Origin of the sequence: Bittarella massiliensis (ex Durand et al. 2017), assembly GCF_009876955.1 — a bacterium.
Classification (GTDB): Bacteria; Bacillota; Clostridia; order Oscillospirales; family Ruminococcaceae; genus Bittarella; species Bittarella massiliensis.
Map to the genome: position 1 here is coordinate 65,544 of NZ_WWVY01000011.1, position 19,373 is coordinate 84,916.

Sequence of the window (19,373 nt, forward strand, 5' to 3'; positions counted from 1 at the left end):
TTTCCCACCGCGCAAAAAAACACCGCCCCGTCTGGGGCGGTGTTTTTTTGTCGCTATAAAATGGTGTTGACCTGCTCTCCGGCCAGCCATTTTTCGATGTTTTCAAAGACGATCTTGCACCGGGCCTCCATCGACTCGCGGGAGGCAAAGGCCATGTGGGGGGTGACCAGGATGTTTTTGCAGTGCAGCAGGGGGTGGTCGGCGGGCAGGGGAGGCTCCACCTCAAAGACGTCGATCCCCGCGCCGGCGATGGCGCCGCTGTCGAGGGCTTCCGCCAGGGCCTGTGAATCCACCACCGGGCCGCGGGCGGCGTTGAGGAGGAGGGCGCTGGACTTCATCAACCCCAGCTTCTGGGCGTCGATCAAGCCGCGGGAGGAGTCGTTGAGGGGGCAGTGCAGGGAGACGATGTCCGACTCCCGCAGGAGGGTCTCAAGGGAGACATACTCCACGATCCCCTTGGCGTTTTCCTTGGGGCGGGGGGCGTAGGCCAGGATCTTGCAGCCGAAGGCGGCAAACAGCTGGGCAGTGCGCAGGCCGATGGCCCCCGTGCCCACAATGCCGACGGTCTTGCCGCCCAGCTCACTGCCCACCAAGCCGTCTTTGGTGCCGCCGGTCCGGCACCGCTGGGACACTTGGGGCAGGTTGCGCAGCAGGGAGAGGGCCATGCAGACGCAGAGCTCGGCCACCGCCTGGGTGGAGTAGCCGGCGGCGTTGCTCACCGCGATCCCCTTGGCGCGGGCGGCCTCCAAATCCACGTGGTCGACGCCGGTGAAGGCCACGTCGATGAACTTCAACCTGTCGCAGGCGGCGATGACCTCGCCGGGCAGGGGCATGTTGGCCAGCATGACGATGTCGGCGTCCTTGGCCCGCTCGATCATCACCGAGGGGTCGGTGTCCTTGGGGTAGGCGGCAAAGGTATGGCCCGCCTCCACCAGGGGTTTGGCGTAGGCGTTCAGGGTCTCGTCAGAGACGCCCAGGGATTCCAGCAACACAATATTCACAGGGAAAGCACTCCTTTTTTGCAATTTGTATCTATCATACCATCCCTTGCCCAAAAACTGCAAGGGGCGGTGCGCGCCGCCGACCTTTTCAGGCCCGATGGACAGAGGATATCGATTTGGCAAAAAGCAGTTGCTCTTTACTCCTCCCCCCGAAACGCCCGCGCGGCCGCCACCGCCCGGGACCAGCCCTCCAGCCGGCGCGCCCGGCCGGCCTCGTCCATCCCGGGCTCAAAGATGCGGGCCAGCTGCCAGTTGCCGCGGATCTCCTCTTGGCTCTTCCAGTAGCCCACCGCCAGCCCGGCCAGATAGGCGGCCCCCAGGGCGGTGGTCTCGATACAGGCGGGCCGGTGGACCGGCGCGCCGATGATGTCGGACTGAAACTGCATCAAAAAGTCGTTGGCGCAGGCGCCGCCGTCCACCCGCAGGGCCTGCAGTTCCAGCCCAGCGTCCGCCTTCATGGCCCCCAGCACGTCGGTCACCTGGTAGGCGATGGATTCCAATGTGGCGCGGATGAAGTGGTATTTGCTTGACCCCCTGGTGAGCCCGAAGACTGCGCCCCGGGCATAGGGGTCCCAGTGGGGGGCCCCCAGGCCGGTAAAGGCGGGCACCACATAGACCCCGCCGGTGTCGGGCACCTTTTGGGCCATGTACTCGCTGTCCTCGGCCGACTCCACCAACTTCATCTCGTCGCGCAGCCACTGGACCGCCGCGCCCCCCACAAAGATCGAGCCCTCCAGGGCGTAGGTCACCCGGTCTCCCAGCCCCCAGGCGATGGTGGTGATCAGCCCCTGGCTGGAGGAGACCGGCTTCTCCCCGGTGCAGAGGAGGAGAAAGCAGCCGGTGCCGTAGGTGTTTTTGGCCTCGCCCGCCGCAAAGCAGGTCTGCCCGAACAGGGCCGCCTGCTGGTCCCCCGCCGCCCCGGCGATGGGGATCTCCCCGCCGAAGATGGAGGGGTCGGTGAACCCGAACACCCCGCTGGAGGGGCAGACCCGGGGCAGCATGGAACGGGGGATCTGCAGCTTCTCCAAAATCTCGTCGTCCCAGTCCAGGGTGTGGATATTAAAGAGCATGGTGCGGGAGGCGTTGGAGAGGTCGGTCAGGTGGCAGCGCCCCTTGGTCAGGTTGTAGATCAGCCAGCTGTCCACCGTCCCAAAGGCAAGCTGGCCGGCGTCCGCTTTCTGCCGCGCCCCCGGCACCGTGTCGAGGATCCAGCGCACCTTGGTGGCGGAGAAGTAGGCGTCGATGGGCAGCCCGGTCTTGGCGCGAAACCACCCCTCCAACCCCTGGGCCTTCAACTCGTCGCAGAAGGGGGCGGTGCGTCGGCACTGCCAGACAATGGCGTTGTAGACCGGCTCGCCGGTCCGCCGGTCCCAGACCACCGTGGTCTCCCGCTGGTTGGTGATGCCGATGGCGGCCACATCCCGGTGGGTGGCGCCGATTTTGTACATGGCCTCCTGCGCCACCCCGATCTGGGTCGACCAGATCTCCATGGCGTCGTGCTCGACCCAGCCCGCCCGGGGGAAGTGCTGGGTGTACTCCTTCTGCGCCAGGGAGACCATCTTCCCCTCGCGGTCAAACAAAATGCAGCGGGAACTGGTGGTCCCCTGGTCCAGCGCCATGATGTAACGGCTCATTGCCGCCTCTCCCCTTCCTCTGGCCCGGCCCCGCAGGCGGGGGACCGGCGCAGGGCGGCCCTCCCCCCGCCGGGCGCGGGGAAAAGCCGCCGTTTTTTCAAGTATAGCGGCCCCTCTGCGGGGGTGTCAACGGCGGCGCGGCAGTTTTGGCACAAGGCACAAATCCCCCTGGGCAAACCGGGCAAATCGGACACCGCCCCTTCGGCAAATTGCGCGGGGGCGCCGGCGCATACTGGTGGGGAATGGGAGGTGCCTGCAAATGGAAAAGACAGTTGTGATCGCCGGGGGCGGCTGGGGCGGTTGCGCCGCAGCCTGCAGCGCCCGCCGGGCCGGGGCGCGGGCGGTGCTGTTGGAGCGCACCGACATGCTGCTGGGGACCGGGCTGGTGGGGGGGATCATGCAGAACAACGGCCGCCTCGCCGCAGCGCTGGAGATGGAGGCCCTGGGGGCGGGGGAGCTCTTCGCCCTCACCGACCGCTGCGCCCGGCACCGGAACGTCTCCTTTCCCAGCCACGCCCACGCCACCCTCTATGATGTGGGGCTGGTTCCGGGAGAGGTGCTCCGGCACCTGCGCTCCCTGGGGGTGGAGGTGGTCTTTCAGGCCCGGGTGAGCGGGGTCGAACGGGAGGGGGACTGCCTGCAGGCGGTGCTCTGCAGCGACGGCCGACGCTTCCCCGCCGACGCCTTTGTCGACGCCACCGGCACCGCCGGGCCGATGGCCAACTGCCAGCGCTACGGAAACGGCTGTGCCATGTGCGTCCTGCGCTGCCCCAGCTTCGGGGGACGGGTCAGCCTCACCGGCCTCTGCGGGGTGGCCGAATGGGTGGGGGAGAAGGCGGGCGGCGGGCCCGGCGCCATGAGCGGTTCCTGCAAGTTGCACAAGGGCTCCCTCAGCCGGGCGCTGCAGGAGAAGCTGGAGCGGGACGGGGTGGCTGTGATCCCCCTGCCCCCGCCGCTGCGGGAGGACCACCTCGCCCAAAAGGCCTGCCAGCAGTATGCGCAGGCCAGCTACCGCGACAACCTCGTCCTGCTGGACACCGGCCACGCCAAGCTGATGACCCCTACCTTCCCCCTGGAAAAGCTGCGGCAAGTGCCGGGGTTTGAAAACGCCCGCTACGAGGACCCCTACGCCGGGGGGAAGGGGAACTCCCTCCGCTTTTTCGCTATGGCCCCCCGGGACGACGCCCTGCGGGTGGAGGGGGTGGAGAACCTCTACTGTGCCGGCGAAAAGGCTGGTCTGTTGGTGGGGCACACCGAGGCCATCGTCACTGGCACCCTGGCGGGGCACAACGCTGCCCGCCAGTTGGCGGGCCGGCCGCCGCTGGTCCTCCCCCGCGCCCTGGCGGTGGGGGAGGCGATTGCCTATGTGAGAGAGCAGATGGCCACCGGTGAGGGCCGGCGGAAGAAATACACCTTTTCCGGCTCGGTCCTCTGGGAGCGGCTGGGGCAGCTGGGCCTCGGCTCGGTGGACTGTGGAGAGATCGCCGAGCGGGTCGCGCGCACCGGTTTGACCGGCGTCTTTGCAGAATAGAATATTCCTATTTGTATAATCACAATAAAATACAACAAAAGGGCCGGAAGGAACATTCCTTTCGGCCCTTTTGCGCGGTCGTTTCCGCCAATCAATCTATTCGCAGCGGGGCAAGACCCGCACCCGAACGACCCCTTCGATGGCCCGGATCGCCCCCTCTACCGGCTCCGGCAGCTCGTCGGCCAGGTCCAGCATGGTGTAGGCGTATTCGCCGCGGGACTTGTTGACCAGGTTTTCGATGTTCAGCCCCGCCCCGCTGAGGGCGCTGGAGATCTGGGTGATCATGGCGGGGATGTTTCTGTGGATGACGCAGACCCGCACCCGGCCCGAGCGGGCCATCCGGCAGGTGGGCAGGTTGACCGCGTTTTTGATGTTCCCGTTTTCCAGGTAGTCCATCAGCTCCCGGGCGGCCATCACCGCACAGTTGTCCTCGCTCTCGGGGGTGGAGGCGCCCAGGTGGGGGAGGACGACGACCCCCTCGACCCCCAGCAGTTCCTCCTGGGCAAAGTCGGTCACGTAGCAGGCGACCTTTCCCCCCTCGACGGCCGCGAGGAGGGCCGGGGTCTCCACCAGTTCGCCCCGGGCGAAGTTGAGCAGCCGCACCCCGTCCTTCATCTGCGCCAGGGCGGCGGCGTCGACCATCCCCTTGGTGTCGGCGGTGTAGGGGACGTGCAGGGTGATGTAGTCGCTTTTTTGGTAGACCTCCTCCAGGCTGGCGGCGTGGGCGATCTGGCGGGAGACCTTCCAGGCGGCCTCCACCGACATGTAGGGGTCGTAGCCGATGACCTCCATCCCCAGGTGGCGGGCGGTGTTGGCCACCTGGATGCCGATGGCCCCCATCCCGATGACGCCCAGGGTCTTGCCGCCCAGTTCGGGGCCGATAAAGGCCTTCTTTCCGGCCTCCACCCGCTTCTGCAGATCCGTCTCCCCCTTGAGCCCCTGCACCCAGGCGAGGGCGGCGGGGATCTTGCGGGAGGCCAGCAGCAGGGCGCAGAGGACCATCTCCTTCACCGCGCCGGCATTGGCGCCGGGGGTGTTGAAGACGGCGATCCCCCGGCGGCTGCACTCCTCCACTGGGATGTTGTTCACCCCCGCGCCGGCCCGGCCGATGGCGGCCAGGCAGGGGTCAAAGGGGTACTGATGCAGGTCTGCCGAGCGGCAGAGCAGGGCGTCGGGCCGCTCGGCGCCGTCGTCCAGGACAAAGTGGGCGGGGTCAAAGGCGCGAAGGCCCGCGGGGCTGATTTGGTTGAGGGTTTTTACAGTATACATCAATATGCGCTTCCTCTCTCATCTGTCTGATTTTGGGGTGCTGTGTTTGCCGCACCGGCGACCGGCGCGGCGGGGTGAGGTGGGGTGCTGTCGGGGGACAAAAAGGGGGCGCTTCGCCCTGCGGCCAAGCACCCCCTGCCAAATTTAGCGGTGATCCGACTCAAACGCCTGCATAAACGCCACCAACTTTTTCACGCCCTCAATCGGCATGGCGTTGTAGATGGAGGCCCGCATCCCGCCCACCGAGCGGTGTCCCTTGAGGTTGACCAGCCCGGCCTGCTCCGCCTCCTTTACAAAGGCGGCGTCCAGCGCCGGGTCGCCGGTGACAAAGGGCACGTTCATCAGGGAGCGGTCCTCCCCCTGTACAGTGGGAGAGAAGAGGCGGCTCTGGTCGAGGTAGTCGTAGAGCAGCTCCGCCTTCTCGCGGTTTCGCTGCGCCATCTGCTCCAGGCCGCCCATGGGGCCCTGCAGCCAGTCGAGGACCAGCTTACAGATGTAGATGGCGTAGGTGGGCGGGGTGTTGTACATGGAACCCGCCCCGGCGTGGGTCTTGTAGTCAAACATGATGGGGGTCTTTTCCATGGCGTGGCCGATCAAGTCCTCCCGGATGATGACCACCGTCAGGCCGGCGGGGCCCATGTTCTTCTGGGCGCCGGCGTAGATGAGGCCGAATCGGGAGATGTCCACCGGCTCGCTGAGGATGGAGGAGGACATGTCCGCCACCAGCGGCACGCTGCCGGACACCGGCAGGGTGCGGGGGGAAAAGGTGGTGCCGTAGATGGTGTTGTTGTAACAGATGTGCAGGTAGTCGGCCGCCGGGTCGAGCTGGGCGGGGTCCACCTGGGGGATATAGCTGTAGGTTCGGTCCTCTGAGCTGGCCACCACCCGGCACTCGCCGTAGACGCGGCCCTGCTGCCAGGCTTTTTTGGCCCACTGGCCGGTGATGACATAGTCGGCCTTGCCTGAACGGGTGAGCAGGTTTAGGGGCACCATGGCGAACTGGCTGGACGCGCCCCCCTGCAAAAACAGGACCCTGTACCCCTCGGGGATGGAGAGCGCGCGGCGCAGAGAGGCCTCGCAGTCGCCGATGATCTGCTCAAAGGCACTTGATCGGTGGGACATCTCCATAACTGACTGGCCGGAAGACCCGTAACAGAGCATCTCTGAAGAAGCCCGCTCCAATACCCATTCGGGCAGCATAGACGGGCCTGCGCTGAAGTTGTACACGCGGTTGGTTGCCATTGATGTCCCTCCTAAAAAAGTGATGGAGTGCGCGGCTCCGCCCGCTCCCGACGGGGCGGGGATGGCGGGGCCGGCCCTCTGTCCCGGGCGGTCTTTCCGCCCGGGGGTTGTTCCCTATTATACGGTGGGCCGATTCCACCGTCCATCCGCTTTCTCCCTAAAAAAGCCCTCACATTTCGCCCGCATTCCAGACAATTCGTTCACAGTTTGTGCAAATCCGTCCTTCACAGGCGGACTTTTCCGTTTGGCCCCCATCTCTGTCCACAACAAAAAGACAGCCCCCCGAGGGAGGGCTGTCTTTTTTCCGGATGGTTGGTCTTTTTTGTCACGGCGTCCGCCACAGCCGCATCACCGCTTCGCCCCCGGTGTCCCGCTCGCCCGTGGACACAAAGCCAAAGGACTCGTACAGGGCGAGGGCCTGCCGGTTGTCGTCAAATAGGCTGAGGTAGATGCTGTCGCACCGGTACTCCGCAAAGAGCCGCTCCAACAGCAACCCCAAAAAGGCGCGACCGTAGCCCCTGCCCTGGTAGGTGCGGTCGATGAGCAGCCGGTCCAGCCAGACCCGCCGGTGGTTGCGGAAGCGGCCGTACATGGCAAAGCCCACCACCTGCCCGCCGTCGCAGAGGGCCACCGGCCGCCAGGTGGGCTCCTCCGCCGCCTCTGCCAGGCACTGGGCGGTGGTCTCGATAACCCCCTCCTGCCCGGGGGCCACCCGCAGGGCGAGCACCGCGGGCAGGCATTCTGCCGTGACCGGCCGGATCGCCAGCGCCCCTCCGCCGGCCCCTTCTCTCCCCGGCCTCACAGCGCAAAGGCCCCGCAGATGCGGTCGGCCGCTTCCTCGGGGGAGAGGGCGGTGTTGTCCAGCCGCAGGTAGTGCGGCCAGTCGATCTCCCCCGGCAGGGAGTTCAGCCGGTGCGCCCCCTCCAACTGGCAAAACAGGGCCTCCGACTGCCGGAGATCGCGCTTGGAGGGCTTGTGGAGCAGCCGGTTCTCGCTGCGGTTCCGCACCAGCCGCACCGCCCGGTCCGCCGCCAGCTCCACCAGGTAGACCGGTGCGCCCCGCCCTTCAAACAGCGCCCGCACCCGCTCGATATAGGCCCGGTCCTCGGGGGCGTCAAAGGCCCACATATAGGTGAAGATCAGCCCGGCAGCGTCGGTCTGGGAGAAGGCGTCGAACACCCGCCAGCGGAACTGGTCGCTCAAGGGGCCCCAGATGTCGGGCCGGTCGGGGAAGATGTGGAGCAGCGGCTCCAAGCTCTCGTGGTTGTGAAAGAGGCGCAGGCCGGTGCGCCGCTCCAGGGCCTGGCCCACCGTCATCTTTCCCACCGCGTGGGGGCCCGTCAAAATCACCAGCTTCACCGCTACACCTCCCGGCAGGGGGCCCATTCCCAGCTGCCCTCCATGGCCGAGTCCAGCCTCGCCCCGCAAAACTGGCAGTTGCCCCCGTGGACGGCGGGGATGGGGCCGCCGCAGCGGGGGCAGACCTCCGGCGTCTCCCCCTGTCCAAAGCCCGGGGCCTGGTAGCGGTAGTCCACCTCAAACTTGCGCTCCCGCTGGCCGTCCTTCACCCCGCACTGAAAGGTGATGACCCGCCGCTCCGCCCGCCGGTCGTAGCCGCTGATGACCGTCTTGCGGACGGTGCCGCCGGGGCAGGCGCGCCGCACCGCCCCCTCGGCCAATTCCTTGGCGCGGGAGATGTTGAAGCCGGTGAAATCCCGCTGGATCTGCGGGCCGTAGATGCTGTCGCCATTTTGCAGGGAGCGGGGCTCGGGGGGGAGTTCGCCCTCCTGCCCCACCGCCGCGCGGATGACGTCGGCAGCCAGACCGACCGCCGAGTGGCGCACCCCCCACCAGAGCCGCTGCAGCCCCTTCACCGCCGCAAAAAGCAAGATGGCAACCGCCACCAGGGCCAGTAAGACCCAACCCCATCCGGGCATCGCCGCACACTCCTCTCCCGCGCCCAAGCCTCTGCGGCCGGGCGCGCAGGCGGCGCCATGCCGCCCGCTCTTTTCTCTATGATACCACAGCCGGCCGCCCTTCGGGAAGGGTCAGCGGCCGCCAAAGACCCGTTTTTCCAGGGCGCGCACCGCCCGCTCCCCCGTCAGGCCGTCGGGGGGCCAGAAGGGGGCGGAGGCGGGCGATCCCAGCCGGCGGGCGATCTCGGCCAGGGCCGGGCCGTAGCCCGCCGCCGGACTGTGCAGCCAGACCCAGCGCTCCCCCGGCTCCCCGCTGGGATAGCCATCCGCCCTCACCTCGCCGTCCGCCCCCTGCCGGACGGCCTCGGCCTGCTTTTCGGGCAGGAGGGCGAGCCAGCCCAGCACCGCCCCCTCGCCCCTCGCCCCGCCGGGGGAGAAGCGGTAGTGCCGGTGGGGGAGGGCGCGGGTCGCCCGGCGCAGCGCCTCCTCCCCCGGCCGCAAGCTGGGGCCATAGCTGATTTGCAGCCCCTCCCGGTCGAGAAAGTAGCAAAACCCGGCGGCCCCGACCCCGTCCAGGAGGGAGCGGGCGGCCCGCTCCCCCTCCGGCGTGAGGGGGGCCGACCACAGAACATCGTCCCCCGTCTGTGTGCAGACCACCGCGCCGCCCAGCACGGCCAGGGGGGCGGTGAGGGGGACCCCCGCCAACCGGCCCAGCGCCACCGAGGGGGAGAGGGCAGTGCAGACGGCCAAGGGGGTCCCCCTCTCGCAGAGCCGGGTCAGCCGCACCCGCACCGCGGGGGAGAGCGCCCCTCCCGGCGCCAACTGCCCTTCCAGGTCGGCCGCCAACAGGCAATCGCCGCCCCGGCGGGGCAGGCGGATGCCGCCCACCGCCAGCGCCACCAGAATGCCGATGAGGGTGTCCACAATTCGGTTGAAGGCGAAGAGATAGGGGTTTTCATCCCCGCCGTGGCTGACGGTGACGCTCATAAACACCACGCAGGAGAGATAGGCGGACCCCGGCTTTTTGAGGACCACCGTCAGGGAGAGCAGGGGGATGAGACAGGCCGCCACCAGGGCGTACCACCCCAGGGCGGGGATGGACGGGAACCAACTGCGCTCCGCCGCCAGCACCAGCATCCCCGCCAGGCCGCCCAGAAAGGTGGCCACCGTTCGCTCCCGGGCCTTTTGGGTGCTGCTCTGCCAGCTGGGCTGCAGGCAGAGCACCGCCGCAATGGCCGAGTAAAAGGGGATCCCCCCGCCCCGAAAGGCGTCGATCGCAAAACAGAGAAAGACCGCCACCGCGGTCTTGACCATCCGCATCCCCACCCGGGGCGGGGCCAGCCGTTCACGCACGGTACCAGCCCTTGAGGACACAGCTGTCCAGCAGGTGCCCCTCCATCGCCCGGTAGAGTTCGCCATAGAGAAAGCCCTGTTCCAGGGGGAGGAGGCAGTCCAGGGCGTAGACGCGCAGTTCGTACTGGTGGGGACAGTCGGGCGGCGCCATGCCGCCGTAGCCGATGCAGTCCTCCAACGGCAGGCTCTCACTGATCCAGCTGTTGACCCCCTGCACAAAGTCGCGGGCGGAGACGCTCTCGTTCTCCTCGAGAAAGTCGCGCTGCAGGTTGGCCGCCGTCCAGTGGATCCAGGAGAAGCCGGGGGTCACCGCAAAGGCGTCCCGGTCCTCCAGCACCAGGGCGTAGCTCTGGGTGCCCTGCGGCGGCTCGCAGATCTGCAGGGGGAGGGAGTAGGTGGGCACCTCCCCCGGGCCAAACTGCTCCCCCCGCTTCCCGAAGCGGTCGGCAATGACCCCCTCCACCACGCCGCTGCTGATCACATACACCGTGCCCACTCCCTTTCCGGCGCTGCCGCGCCCTGTTTTTCCGCCCTCTATTATACCCCGCCGACTCTCAAAAGAGAAGGGGACGGACGGCGGCGAAGCAGAGAGCAGGGCGAGAACGAGGCAGGAGGTCGGAGCGAGGGGAAGACACGGCAGAGACAAAGTGGGGCGAAAGAAAGGCAAAGGGAGGGGAGGACTGGGCGGAGTGAGGAGGGGGAAGAAGGAAGCGGAACAAAGCAAGGGCAGCGTGCGGTGGAGCAGGCCAAAACGGAGTGAGACGAGGGGAGGTGGGGCGAAGGCGAGACAAGAGCAAAGCGAAGGGCAAGGCGGGGCAACGCGGGATGGGCGAAAAAATCGCAGGGGGAGGCGGGAGTGGGGCGGCCGCAGGGCGAGGGCAAAACGCGGCAGGAGGAGGAGACGCCCCGCCGGGCGACCCGGGCCCTCCCCCACCGGCACTACCGCTTCTCCCCCAGCGGGGCGAGGGGGGGGGGGGGGGGGGACGGAGAAAAGGGCGGTGAGGGAAACAAAAAAAGAGGCGCGGCCGGATGGCCGCGCCTCTTGGCAGGCGGAAAACTAATCCTGGAATTTGATGACGGTGTCCAGGGCCAGCTGCAGCATGGTGTTTAGGGTCAGCTCGCGCTCCTCGGGGGTCAGGTTTCCACTGGGGTGGTCGGTGACGGTGAGGATGGTCAGGGCGCGAACGTGCTCGCGGGCGGCGATGGTGTACAGGGCAGCGCCCTCCATCTCGCCGGCCAGAACGCCGTACTCGGTGAAGCGGTCGGACTTCTCGTCGTGCTCGCCGTAGAACATATCGCCGGAGGAGATGTTGCCGACCTTCACGTCGACGCCGGTCTCTTTGGCGGTGTAGTAGGCAGCGCGGATGAGCTCGAAGTCAGCGGTGGGGCAGTAGATGCCCTTGAAGACATGGTGGTTGAAGTCGTTGTCGGTGCAGGCGCCCATCCCCAGGACGACGTCTTTCAGGCCGACATGATCCTGCATGGCGCCGCAGGTGCCCACGCGGATCAGGTTCTTCACGCCATACTCTCTGATCAGCTCGTTGGCATAGATGCTGATGGAGGGAATGCCCATGCCGGTGCCCATGGCGGAGACTTTCTTGCCCTTGTAGGTGCCGGTGAAGCCCCACATACCGCGCACGTCGTTGAATTTGACGGGGTTCTCGAAGAAGGTGTCGGCAATGTACTTCGCTCTTCTGGGATCGCCGGGGAGCAGGATGCTTTCAGCAATATCGCCGGGTTTGGCGCCAATATGTAAACTCATAATCGAATTCCTCCCTTTTTATGTTGTCTTAAAACGCGATAGCGGTGTCGAGGGCGACCTCGAACATATTCTTGAGGCCCTTCTCTTTCTCTTCGTAGGTCAGGTCTCTGTCGATGAACGGGCCATCGCTGACCGACAGCATAGTCAGGGCTCTGCAGCGGTACTTGGCGGCGATGGTGTACAGGGCGGCGCCCTCCATCTCGCCGGCAATCACGCCGTACTTCTTCCACATCTCGGAATCCTCTTTTTTGTTCTCGCCGTAGAACATATCGCTGGACAGGATCAGGCCGGTGTAGGTCTTGATCTCTCTCTCCTTGGCGATCTCGTAGGCCTTGTTGAGCAGCTCAAAATCGGCAGTGGGAGCAAAGTCGCCGTTGAAGATGTGGCGGTTGATGCCGCTGGTGGTGCAGGCGCCGGTGCCCAGGATCAGGTCCATCAACTGCATATCGGGCAGCATGCCGCCGCAGGTGCCGATGCGGATGAGGGTCTTGACGCCGTAGAATTTCATCAGCTCGGTGACATAGATGGAGACCTGGGGCATGCCCATGCCGGTGCCCATGACCGAGACCTTCTCGCCCTTGTAGGTGCCGGTGAAGCCCAGGGCCCCACGGACCTCGTTGAACTGCTCGGCGTTCTCGAGCATGTTTTCGGCGATGTATTTCGCCCGGAGCGGATCGCCAGGCAGAAGAATGCGGGGCGCGATCTCAGCTTTTGGATTGATATGCGGTGTAATCTTCATCTCCATTGATTGTTTTCCTCCCTTTGCGGTTTGTTTTTTCCCAAACGGCAACAAACTCCCGGAGGGGCAGATCCCCCCTGGGCAGCAGACCGTTTACCCGGTGCCGCACCCGTTTTCCGGCCCGCCGGCCCCCGGCTAGCAAGGGGCGCTCTTTTCGGCCCGCAAAGGGCATAAAAGGGGCGGAAAGCCGCGCAAAACGCTTCCACACGACTGTCTGGATTGGTACAACATCCTACTGTGTATGATACAACATTTGCCGGCGTTTGTTAAGAGAAGTTTTGTTTCCATGGGGCGATTTGTGTCTTTCCATAACAATCCCCTTTTAAATTTATGCACTTCTCCTAGAAGATTCAAAAACGCAACCGCATGCACAAATCCTCCCCTCCACTTTTGGCCCTTTTTGCAGAAAAAATTTTCCCTGTGTGGACGGCCGTCCTTTCCCTGAGGGGCAATTTTTGCTATACTTTTTTTAGACACCGGCGCCGCGGCGGAGAGGGGATGGACCCCCGCCCCCGGGGCCCGGGCGAGACGGGCGACCGGCTGACGGCCGGCGCCAGAAGAGAAAGGGAGAATCGTTATGGAGCGCAAAACCGTACTCACCGAACAGGCGCCGGCCCCCATCGGGCCCTATGTGCAGGCCGTCATGACGGGGGAGAGTCTCTACATCTCCGGCCAGCTGGGCATCGACATGCAGACCGGGGAGATGCCCGCCGGGGTGGCCGAACAGGCCGAGTGCTCGCTGAAAAACCTCTGCGCCATCCTCGCCGCCGAGGGGATGAGCACCGCCAACCTGGTCAAGACCACCATCTTTTTGACCGACATGGGCAACTTTGCCGCGGTCAACGAAGTCTACGCCAAGTACTTCGACGGGGCCTTCCCCGCCCGCTCCTGCGTGGCGGTGGCCGCCCTGCCCAAGGGCGGTCTGGTGGAGATCGAAGCCGTCGCCGTGCGCGGCTGATCCCCGCGAAAAAAGGCCCCCGCCTCAAGGCGGGGGCCTTTTCTATTTGTCGCTTTGGCGCCCCCAGTTCCCGATTTTACCGGGAGTGTCAAATCGCTCTCGCAGAAGACCGCCTGAAAGGAAGGGCACAGAAGACGCAAAGGCGGCAGAAAATAGCACCTATATCACCGGTGACAGTGCGCGCCATGCGATAAAATTCCGATGCCCCTCGTGGGCTCCCCCCTGTGCGGCACCCTTTTGGGGCCGGTGCACACCGCCTTTTTCGCCAAAGGGGTTGACCGCGGCGGCGCTAGAGAAAGAGATACCAGCTGCCAAAGAGAATGAGTGTCAGAGCGGCGTCCTGCGTCTGCCCGCTCAGCGCCACCAGCACACAGGCGAGCGCGAGGACGGCCACGGCCAGCGCCCGCACCGGCCTTTTCGCAGGGCACCGGGAGAGCAGGCGGCCGCTCACCCCGCCCAAAAAGTCGGAGACCAGAAGGCCGGGGCGGGCCAGGTACACCCCCCACAGGGGAAAGTGGTACTGCTGCACAAAGGCGGCTGTCAAATCCGGGGAGAGGGCGATGGCCGCAAAGCCCAGCGCCAGGGCGGCCAGGGCGATGGCCACCCCTTTGGCGGGGGACACCGCCTTTGCGGGGGCCCGCCAACAGCTCCCCAGCGCGCAGGCCGAAAACCAGAGCCAGATCGGCCTTGCCAGCAACAGCGCGCTGTGAAAGGACATCAGCGGATTGAGGAGGGGGGTGTTTGCCAGCTCGGTAAACGACCCCAGATACCCCGTCAGTGGGGGGAGGGCGAGGAGGAGCGCCAGCAGGCATTGCCACCGCCACCCCTCTCTCCCCCTGGACACGGCCCGGGAAAAGGCGGAGACGAGGAGGGCGCAGAGGAGGTGCAGCGCCACCCACTTGACGACCTGGCTCCCGGGGAGGACATAGGGACGGAGTGCAAAGACGCCCCCCACCGCCGCCACGGCGACGAGCCACCCCGCCAAGAGGAGGAAAATCCGCCGTGCCAGGTCCCCTTTTCTATTCTGTACAGCACCGTTCATCCCCGTGTCCCCCTTTTCCGCTCTCGATCCGTCGGCAGCCGCCCTACTGCCCCCAGGGGCCCCGCTGCCGGTTTTGCTGGTACTGGCGAAAGGCCCTGCGGCTCTCCCGGTATTTCCAGCGGCTTTTGATGCGGCCCCAGAAGTCCCCTCCGAAAAAGAGGATGAGGTTCAAAAAGGCCATGACGATGGACAGCCGGGTCGACCAACTGCCGCCGATGAGGGCGATGCAGTAGTAGAACGCCCCCAAAAAGCCCAGGTACTTCACCTTGATGGGGAGGAGGAAGAACAGGTTGACCTCGTACTCGGGGTAGACCAGGGCAAAGGCCAGGAAGATGGACATGTTGAGGTAGGCGCTCCACCCCAGGCCGGTGATCATCCCCGAGAGGATGGCCCCCACCGCTCCCACCAGGTAAAAGATGTTGAACTTGAAGCTGCCCCAGCAGGCCTCCAGCCCGTCGCTGAGGACGCAGTAGAAGTAGAGACTCAAGAGGATCCAGACGGTGTTTCCCTGGGGGACGATGAGGAAGCTCACCAGCCGCCAGGCCTGCCCCTGTAAAATCAGCGCCCGGTCAAAGACCAGGTAGCCCGAAAAGCCGACCTGGGGCAGCAGCAGGTCGATGAGAAAGACCACCAGCATCAGCCCGGAAAGGTACCACATCAGCCGGGGGATGCAGAAGCGGCCGGCCTTTCGCTCCAGCTTGTCCAGCCAGTTCATCGCCTGCCCTCCCCCAAAAGCCCCCGCAGGGCCGCGGCCTTGAGGATGGCCGCCTGGGTCTTGCCGTCCACCAGTTCCCCCGAGAGGATCTGCTCCGCCGCCCGGCGCAGGGGGAGTTTCTCCACCTCCAAGAACTCGTCCTCGTCCAGGTTTTGCTGGGTGAAGGAGAGCTCCTCCGCCAGGTAGAGGTGGATCACCTCCGACGTGTAGCCGGGGGAGGGGTAGAAGCGGCCCAAGTCGGTGTAGCGTCCGGCCACCGCCCCCAGCTCCTCCTCCAGTTCCCGCTTGCCGCACTCCAGCGGGTCCTCGCCCGGCTCCAACTTGCCGGCGGGGGACTCCCGCACCACCTCTTTGTAGGGGTAGCGGAACTGCCGCACCAGATAGGTGTTCTCCCCGTCAAAGGGGACCACGCAGACCCCGCCGTGGTGGTAGACCACCTCCCGCCGGGTGCGCTTGCCGTTTTCCAGCACCACCTCGTCGTCGCAGACGGTGATGATGCGGCCGGAAAACACCGTGTTTTGGGCCGCGGTCGTCTCGTTTAATTTCATGGGACAATCCCTCCATCGCGCATCGAGCTCGGCGGCCAGCCGCCCCCCGCCGGGCAAGTTGCGCCCAGAGGGCGCATATACTGCAGGGAGGTGACGTCATGACCGACCTGTTTTACAAGGAATATCCACAGTATACCACAACCATGGCCCGGTTTGCCAGGATCGCCATCCGCTACCCGGCCGCCAAAGTGTTCTCCATCGGCCGCAGTTGGCTGGGGCGGGAAATCTACGCCATCGGGGTGGGCAACCTGCAGAGCGCCACCTGCATTGTGGGCGGCACCCACGCCACCGAGTACTACGGGGTGCTGGGGTGCTTCCGCTTCTGCGAAGAGGTGCTTGAGAGTTTGGAGAGCGGCACCTTCCCCTACGACACCCCCATGGGCAAGGCCATCGGGGAGCGGGGGCTCCTCTTCATCCCCTGCCTCAACCCCGACGGGCTGGAGCTCTGGGTGGGGGGCGTGGACACCGCCGGCCCCCTGCGCACCTTTGTCTTCGCCCACTGCGGCGGGGACTTGAGCCACTGGCAGGCCAACGCCCGGGGGGTGGACCTCAACCACAACTTCGACGCCGGCTTCGACATCGCCCGCCGCCAGGTGGAGCAGACCGGCATCTACCTGCCGGGGCCCACCAAGTACGGCGGCCCCTTCCCCTTTTCCGAGCCGGAGACCCGGGCCCTGGCCGACTTCTGCCGCCTCTACGCCCCGCGGCAGGTGGTGGCCCTGCACAGCCAGGGGGAGGAGATCTACTACCAGTACGGCCCCCGCACCCCCAAACAGAGCGCCCTCGTCGCCCAGATGCTGGCCTCGGTGGGGGGCTACCGGGTGGCCCAGCCGGGGGGGACCGCCTCCCACGCCGGGTTTAAGGACTGGTTTATTCAGGAGACCGGCCGCCCCGGCTACACCCTGGAAGTGGGGCTGGGGGAGAACCCGCTGCCCCTGGAGGGCTTTGAGGGGGCCTATCAAAAATTGGGGCCGATGCTGGCCGTCCTCTCCATCGCCTAGGCGGGCATTTTTGCCCTCTCTCCCTTTGCAAAAACTTCACACATCTGCGGCAAACTGTGCTATGATAGATTCGACCCATTTTGTCTGGGTCCGATTCAATCTGTCATGGCATTTTTGCCGTTGCGGGGAAAAGAAAAAGGCACAGCAACACCCCGCCATACAGGGACGCGCAACAAGGAGGAGACGGGCAATGAACAAAGTCAAAATCACCATCTGCGGCATTGACTACGTGATCGCCGGGAACGAGGACGAGGAGTACGTGCTGAACTTGGCCCGGAAGCTGGACGCCGAGCTGAAGAAGATAATGGCGCAAAACCCCCGCATCTCGGTGATGACCGCCGCGGTGCTGGCGGCGCTGGACCACCTGGACGAGAGCGTCAAGGCCCAGGAGAGCACCGACAACATGCGGCTGCAGATCAAGGACTATTTGGAGGATGCGGCCAAGGCCCGCATCGAGTGCGAGGAGCAGAAGCGGGAGATCGAGCGGCTCAAGCGGGAGATCGCCTCCCTCAAGACCCGGCTGGACATCCAGTGATGGCGCCCATCGAGATCCTCGCCCCCGCCGGGGGGCCCGCCCAGGCCCGGGCGGCCATCCTCAACGGGGCCGACGCCATCTACCTGGGGGCCAAGCAGTTCAGCGCCCGCAGTGGCGCCCAGAACTTTGACGAGGAGGAGCTGGGCCGCACGGTGGACGACTGCCACGGGCGGGGGGTCAAGGTCTACCTGGCCCTGAACACCCTGCTGCGCCAGAGCGAGCTGCCCCAGGCCCTGGAGGTGGTGCGCCAGGCCTACCGGGCGGGGATCGACGCCCTCATCGTGCAGGACCTGGGGCTCGTCTCCCTGGTGCGCCGGGCCTTCCCCGACCTGCCCCTGCACGGCTCCACCCAGATGAGCATCCACTCCCCGGCCGGGGCGCGGCAGTTGGCGCGGCTGGGATTTTCCCGCGCCATCCTGGCGCGGGAACTCTCTTTAAAGGAGATCGCCGCCATCGCCCGGGAGGGGGCGCTGGAGCTGGAGGTCTTTATCCACGGGGCGCTGTGCATGTCGGTTTCGGGCCAGTGCCTGATGAGCGCCGTCATCGGCGGGCGCTCGGGCAACCGGGGGGACTGCGCGGGCACCTGCCGGCTGCCCTTCTGCGCCGTCTCCTCACCGGAGGAGGCGTCCGCCCTCCCCGGAGGGGCCTGCGACCGCTACGATTTGAGCCTGAAGGACCTCTGCGGCATCGACCACCTCCCCCAGCTACAGGCGCTGGGGGTCGCCTCGGTGAAGATCGAGGGGCGGCTCAAGCGGCCGGAGTACGTGGGGCAGGTCACCGCCGCCGTCTGGCGCGCCCGGGCGGGGCAGGGGTATGACAAGGCCCTGCTGCAAGACCTCTTCTCCCGCAGCGGGTTCACCGACGGCTACCTGACCGGCGCCATCGGGCCGCAGATGTTCGGCCACCGGCGAGAGGCCGACGCCAGGGCCAGCCAAAAGGCTCTCTCCCGGCTGGCGGCCGAGCCCCTCTTCCCCCGGCGGGAACGGGGGGACAAGCTGCCCCTGCACGCCCGCTTCACCCTGCGCCGGGGGGAGGGGCTCACCCTGACCGCCCGCTGTGGGGAGGCGCAGGCCCAGGGCTCGATTCCCGCCCAGGAGGCAAAAGCCAAGCCCACCGGGCGGGAGGCCCTGCTGCGCTGCCTGGAAAAGACTGGCGACACCCCCTTTTCCCTGGCCGAGGGCGACTGCCAGGTGGAGGAGGGGCTCTTTGTGCCCGTCTCGGCCTGCAACGCCCTGCGCCGGCAGGTCTACGGGGAGCTGGCCGAGCGCTGCGCCGCACCGGCTCCCGCGCGGCGGGAGTGCCCGGTGGACCTGCCCGCCTGCCGCAGGGGGCGCCCGGCCCGGCGGCAGTTGGCCGCCCGGTTCGAGTCGGTGGAGCAGCTGTTGGCGGCGAGGGAGGCCTGGCCCCTGCTGGACGAGATCCTTCTCCCCCTGCGGGCGCTGGAGGACCGGCGGCTGGCCCCCTTCCTGGACGAGCTGCTGCCCAAACTCACCGGCTGCCTGCCCCGGCTCCTCTTCACCGGCGAGGGGGAGGAGGCCCAGCGGGCCCGCCGCTGGGCGGCCCGGGGCCTGCCCCGGGTCGAGGGGGACAACCTGGCCCACCTGGAACTGCTGCGCGGCTGCGGGCCAGAGGTGACGGCCGGCCCGGGGCTGAGCTGTTTCTCCGGCCCCGCCGCCCTCGCCCTGCAGGGGATGGGGGCCGTGCGGGCGACCCTCTCGCCCGAGGTGCAGGCCGCCGAAATCGCCCAGTTCCCCCAGACGGTCTTTCTGCGGGCCCTGGGTTACGGGCGGCTGCCGGTGATGAACCTGCGGGCCTGCCCCCTGCAAAACCGGGGCGGCTGCGCCGCCTGCCGCCGGACCGGCGGGGTGGTGGACCGCACCGGCCGCCTCTTCCCCCTGCTGTGCCAGGGGGGCTGGTCGCAGCTGCTCAACTGCCTTCCCCTGGACATGGGCGACCGGCGGGACGCCCTGGCCCTGGCCGACAGCGAGCTGCTCTGGTTCACCGTCGAGGCCCCGGGGGAGATCGCCCCCACCATCCGCCGCTACGCTGCCGGACAGCGCAGCACCCCCCAGGGCGGGTACACCCGGGGGCTCTATTTCCGGGCGGTCTAGCGCCCGCCACAAGCGA

The 19,373-nt window shown here is 66.6% G+C and carries 19 protein-coding genes; 5 read left to right on the forward strand and 14 right to left on the reverse strand.

Going from position 1 to position 19,373, the window contains the following annotated elements:
- Positions 1-53: 53 nt before the first annotated feature.
- Together GT748_RS12150 and glpK are read right to left on the reverse strand one after the other, a co-directional pair.
- On the reverse strand, positions 54-1,001 hold the full coding sequence (locus GT748_RS12150; RefSeq protein ID WP_044992004.1) for a 2-hydroxyacid dehydrogenase: 948 nt from the start codon (positions 999-1,001) through the stop codon (positions 54-56).
- Between the two features lie 137 nt (positions 1,002-1,138).
- Positions 1,139-2,635: a glycerol kinase GlpK gene (gene glpK, locus GT748_RS12155; protein ID WP_021658472.1), complete on the reverse strand. Its 1,497-nt coding sequence runs from the start codon at positions 2,633-2,635 to the stop codon at positions 1,139-1,141.
- A gap of 259 nt (positions 2,636-2,894) precedes the next feature.
- Here glpK and GT748_RS12160 point away from each other — a divergent pair, with 259 nt between their 5' ends.
- Complete coding sequence (locus GT748_RS12160; RefSeq protein WP_021658470.1) at positions 2,895-4,166, forward strand: FAD-dependent oxidoreductase; 1,272 nt, start codon at positions 2,895-2,897, stop codon at positions 4,164-4,166.
- Positions 4,167-4,262: 96 nt separating this feature from the next.
- On the opposite strand, the gene GT748_RS12165 is transcribed toward GT748_RS12160, so the two are convergent.
- From GT748_RS12165 to deoD (GT748_RS12205), 9 genes are all read right to left on the reverse strand, one after another.
- A complete protein-coding gene (locus tag GT748_RS12165) occupies positions 4,263-5,435 on the reverse strand; it encodes a phosphoglycerate dehydrogenase (RefSeq protein WP_021658469.1) in 1,173 nt (390 codons plus the stop codon).
- 144 nt (positions 5,436-5,579) lie between these two features.
- A complete protein-coding gene (gene serC, locus GT748_RS12170; RefSeq protein ID WP_021658467.1) occupies positions 5,580-6,677 on the reverse strand; it encodes a 3-phosphoserine/phosphohydroxythreonine transaminase in 1,098 nt (365 codons plus the stop codon).
- A 325-nt stretch (positions 6,678-7,002) separates the two neighbouring features.
- The gene (locus GT748_RS12175) at positions 7,003-7,479 is read right to left on the reverse strand and encodes a GNAT family N-acetyltransferase (protein ID WP_021658466.1); all 477 of its coding nucleotides are present in this window, start codon (positions 7,477-7,479) and stop codon (positions 7,003-7,005) included.
- On the reverse strand, positions 7,476-8,036 hold the full coding sequence (locus tag GT748_RS12180) for an AAA family ATPase (protein ID WP_044992003.1): 561 nt from the start codon (positions 8,034-8,036) through the stop codon (positions 7,476-7,478). Before GT748_RS12180 ends, GT748_RS12175 begins: the two co-directional genes overlap by 4 nt.
- 2 nt (positions 8,037-8,038) lie before the next feature.
- Positions 8,039-8,614 carry a hypothetical protein gene (locus tag GT748_RS12185; RefSeq protein ID WP_021658464.1) on the reverse strand — a complete coding sequence of 192 codons (576 nt, stop codon included), beginning with the start codon at positions 8,612-8,614 and terminating at the stop codon, positions 8,039-8,041.
- Positions 8,615-8,725: 111 nt separating this feature from the next.
- On the reverse strand, positions 8,726-9,946 hold the full coding sequence (locus GT748_RS12190; RefSeq protein WP_073261057.1) for an FUSC family protein: 1,221 nt from the start codon (positions 9,944-9,946) through the stop codon (positions 8,726-8,728).
- The gene (locus GT748_RS12195) at positions 9,939-10,433 is read right to left on the reverse strand and encodes a YbhB/YbcL family Raf kinase inhibitor-like protein (RefSeq protein WP_044992872.1); all 495 of its coding nucleotides are present in this window, start codon (positions 10,431-10,433) and stop codon (positions 9,939-9,941) included. Before GT748_RS12195 ends, GT748_RS12190 begins: the two co-directional genes overlap by 8 nt.
- Before the next feature lie 570 nt (positions 10,434-11,003).
- Entirely contained in the window at positions 11,004-11,708 is a 705-nt protein-coding gene (deoD, locus tag GT748_RS12200; protein WP_059003122.1) for a purine-nucleoside phosphorylase, read from the reverse strand.
- Between the two features lie 28 nt (positions 11,709-11,736).
- Complete coding sequence (gene deoD, locus GT748_RS12205; protein WP_044991917.1) at positions 11,737-12,441, reverse strand: purine-nucleoside phosphorylase; 705 nt, start codon at positions 12,439-12,441, stop codon at positions 11,737-11,739.
- 583 nt (positions 12,442-13,024) lie between these two features.
- Between deoD (GT748_RS12205) and GT748_RS12210 the strand changes: the two genes are divergently transcribed.
- Positions 13,025-13,405 (forward strand): RidA family protein, encoded by a 381-nt coding sequence (locus GT748_RS12210; protein ID WP_021658312.1) that lies wholly within the window; start codon positions 13,025-13,027, stop codon positions 13,403-13,405.
- A gap of 289 nt (positions 13,406-13,694) precedes the next feature.
- On the opposite strand, the gene GT748_RS12215 is transcribed toward GT748_RS12210, so the two are convergent.
- Genes GT748_RS12215 through GT748_RS12225 form a run of 3 tightly spaced genes read right to left on the reverse strand, consistent with a single transcriptional unit; the run spans position 13,695 to position 15,710 of the window.
- Positions 13,695-14,447 carry a hypothetical protein gene (locus tag GT748_RS12215; protein ID WP_021658311.1) on the reverse strand — a complete coding sequence of 251 codons (753 nt, stop codon included), beginning with the start codon at positions 14,445-14,447 and terminating at the stop codon, positions 13,695-13,697.
- 43 nt (positions 14,448-14,490) lie between these two features.
- Positions 14,491-15,162 (reverse strand): hypothetical protein, encoded by a 672-nt coding sequence (locus GT748_RS12220; RefSeq protein WP_021658310.1) that lies wholly within the window; start codon positions 15,160-15,162, stop codon positions 14,491-14,493.
- The gene (locus tag GT748_RS12225) at positions 15,159-15,710 is read right to left on the reverse strand and encodes an NUDIX domain-containing protein (protein WP_021658309.1); all 552 of its coding nucleotides are present in this window, start codon (positions 15,708-15,710) and stop codon (positions 15,159-15,161) included. The genes GT748_RS12220 and GT748_RS12225 overlap by 4 nt, the downstream gene beginning before the upstream one ends.
- 98 nt (positions 15,711-15,808) lie before the next feature.
- Between GT748_RS12225 and GT748_RS12230 the strand changes: the two genes are divergently transcribed.
- The 3 genes from GT748_RS12230 (at position 15,809) to GT748_RS12240 (ending at position 19,357) form a co-directional block, all read left to right on the forward strand.
- Positions 15,809-16,711: a M14 family zinc carboxypeptidase gene (locus GT748_RS12230; protein WP_021658308.1), complete on the forward strand. Its 903-nt coding sequence runs from the start codon at positions 15,809-15,811 to the stop codon at positions 16,709-16,711.
- Between the two features lie 190 nt (positions 16,712-16,901).
- Entirely contained in the window at positions 16,902-17,246 is a 345-nt protein-coding gene (locus tag GT748_RS12235) for a cell division protein ZapA (RefSeq protein ID WP_021658306.1), read from the forward strand.
- The gene (locus GT748_RS12240; RefSeq protein ID WP_021658305.1) at positions 17,246-19,357 is read left to right on the forward strand and encodes a U32 family peptidase; all 2,112 of its coding nucleotides are present in this window, start codon (positions 17,246-17,248) and stop codon (positions 19,355-19,357) included. The genes GT748_RS12235 and GT748_RS12240 overlap by 1 nt, the downstream gene beginning before the upstream one ends.
- Positions 19,358-19,373 lie beyond the last annotated feature (16 nt).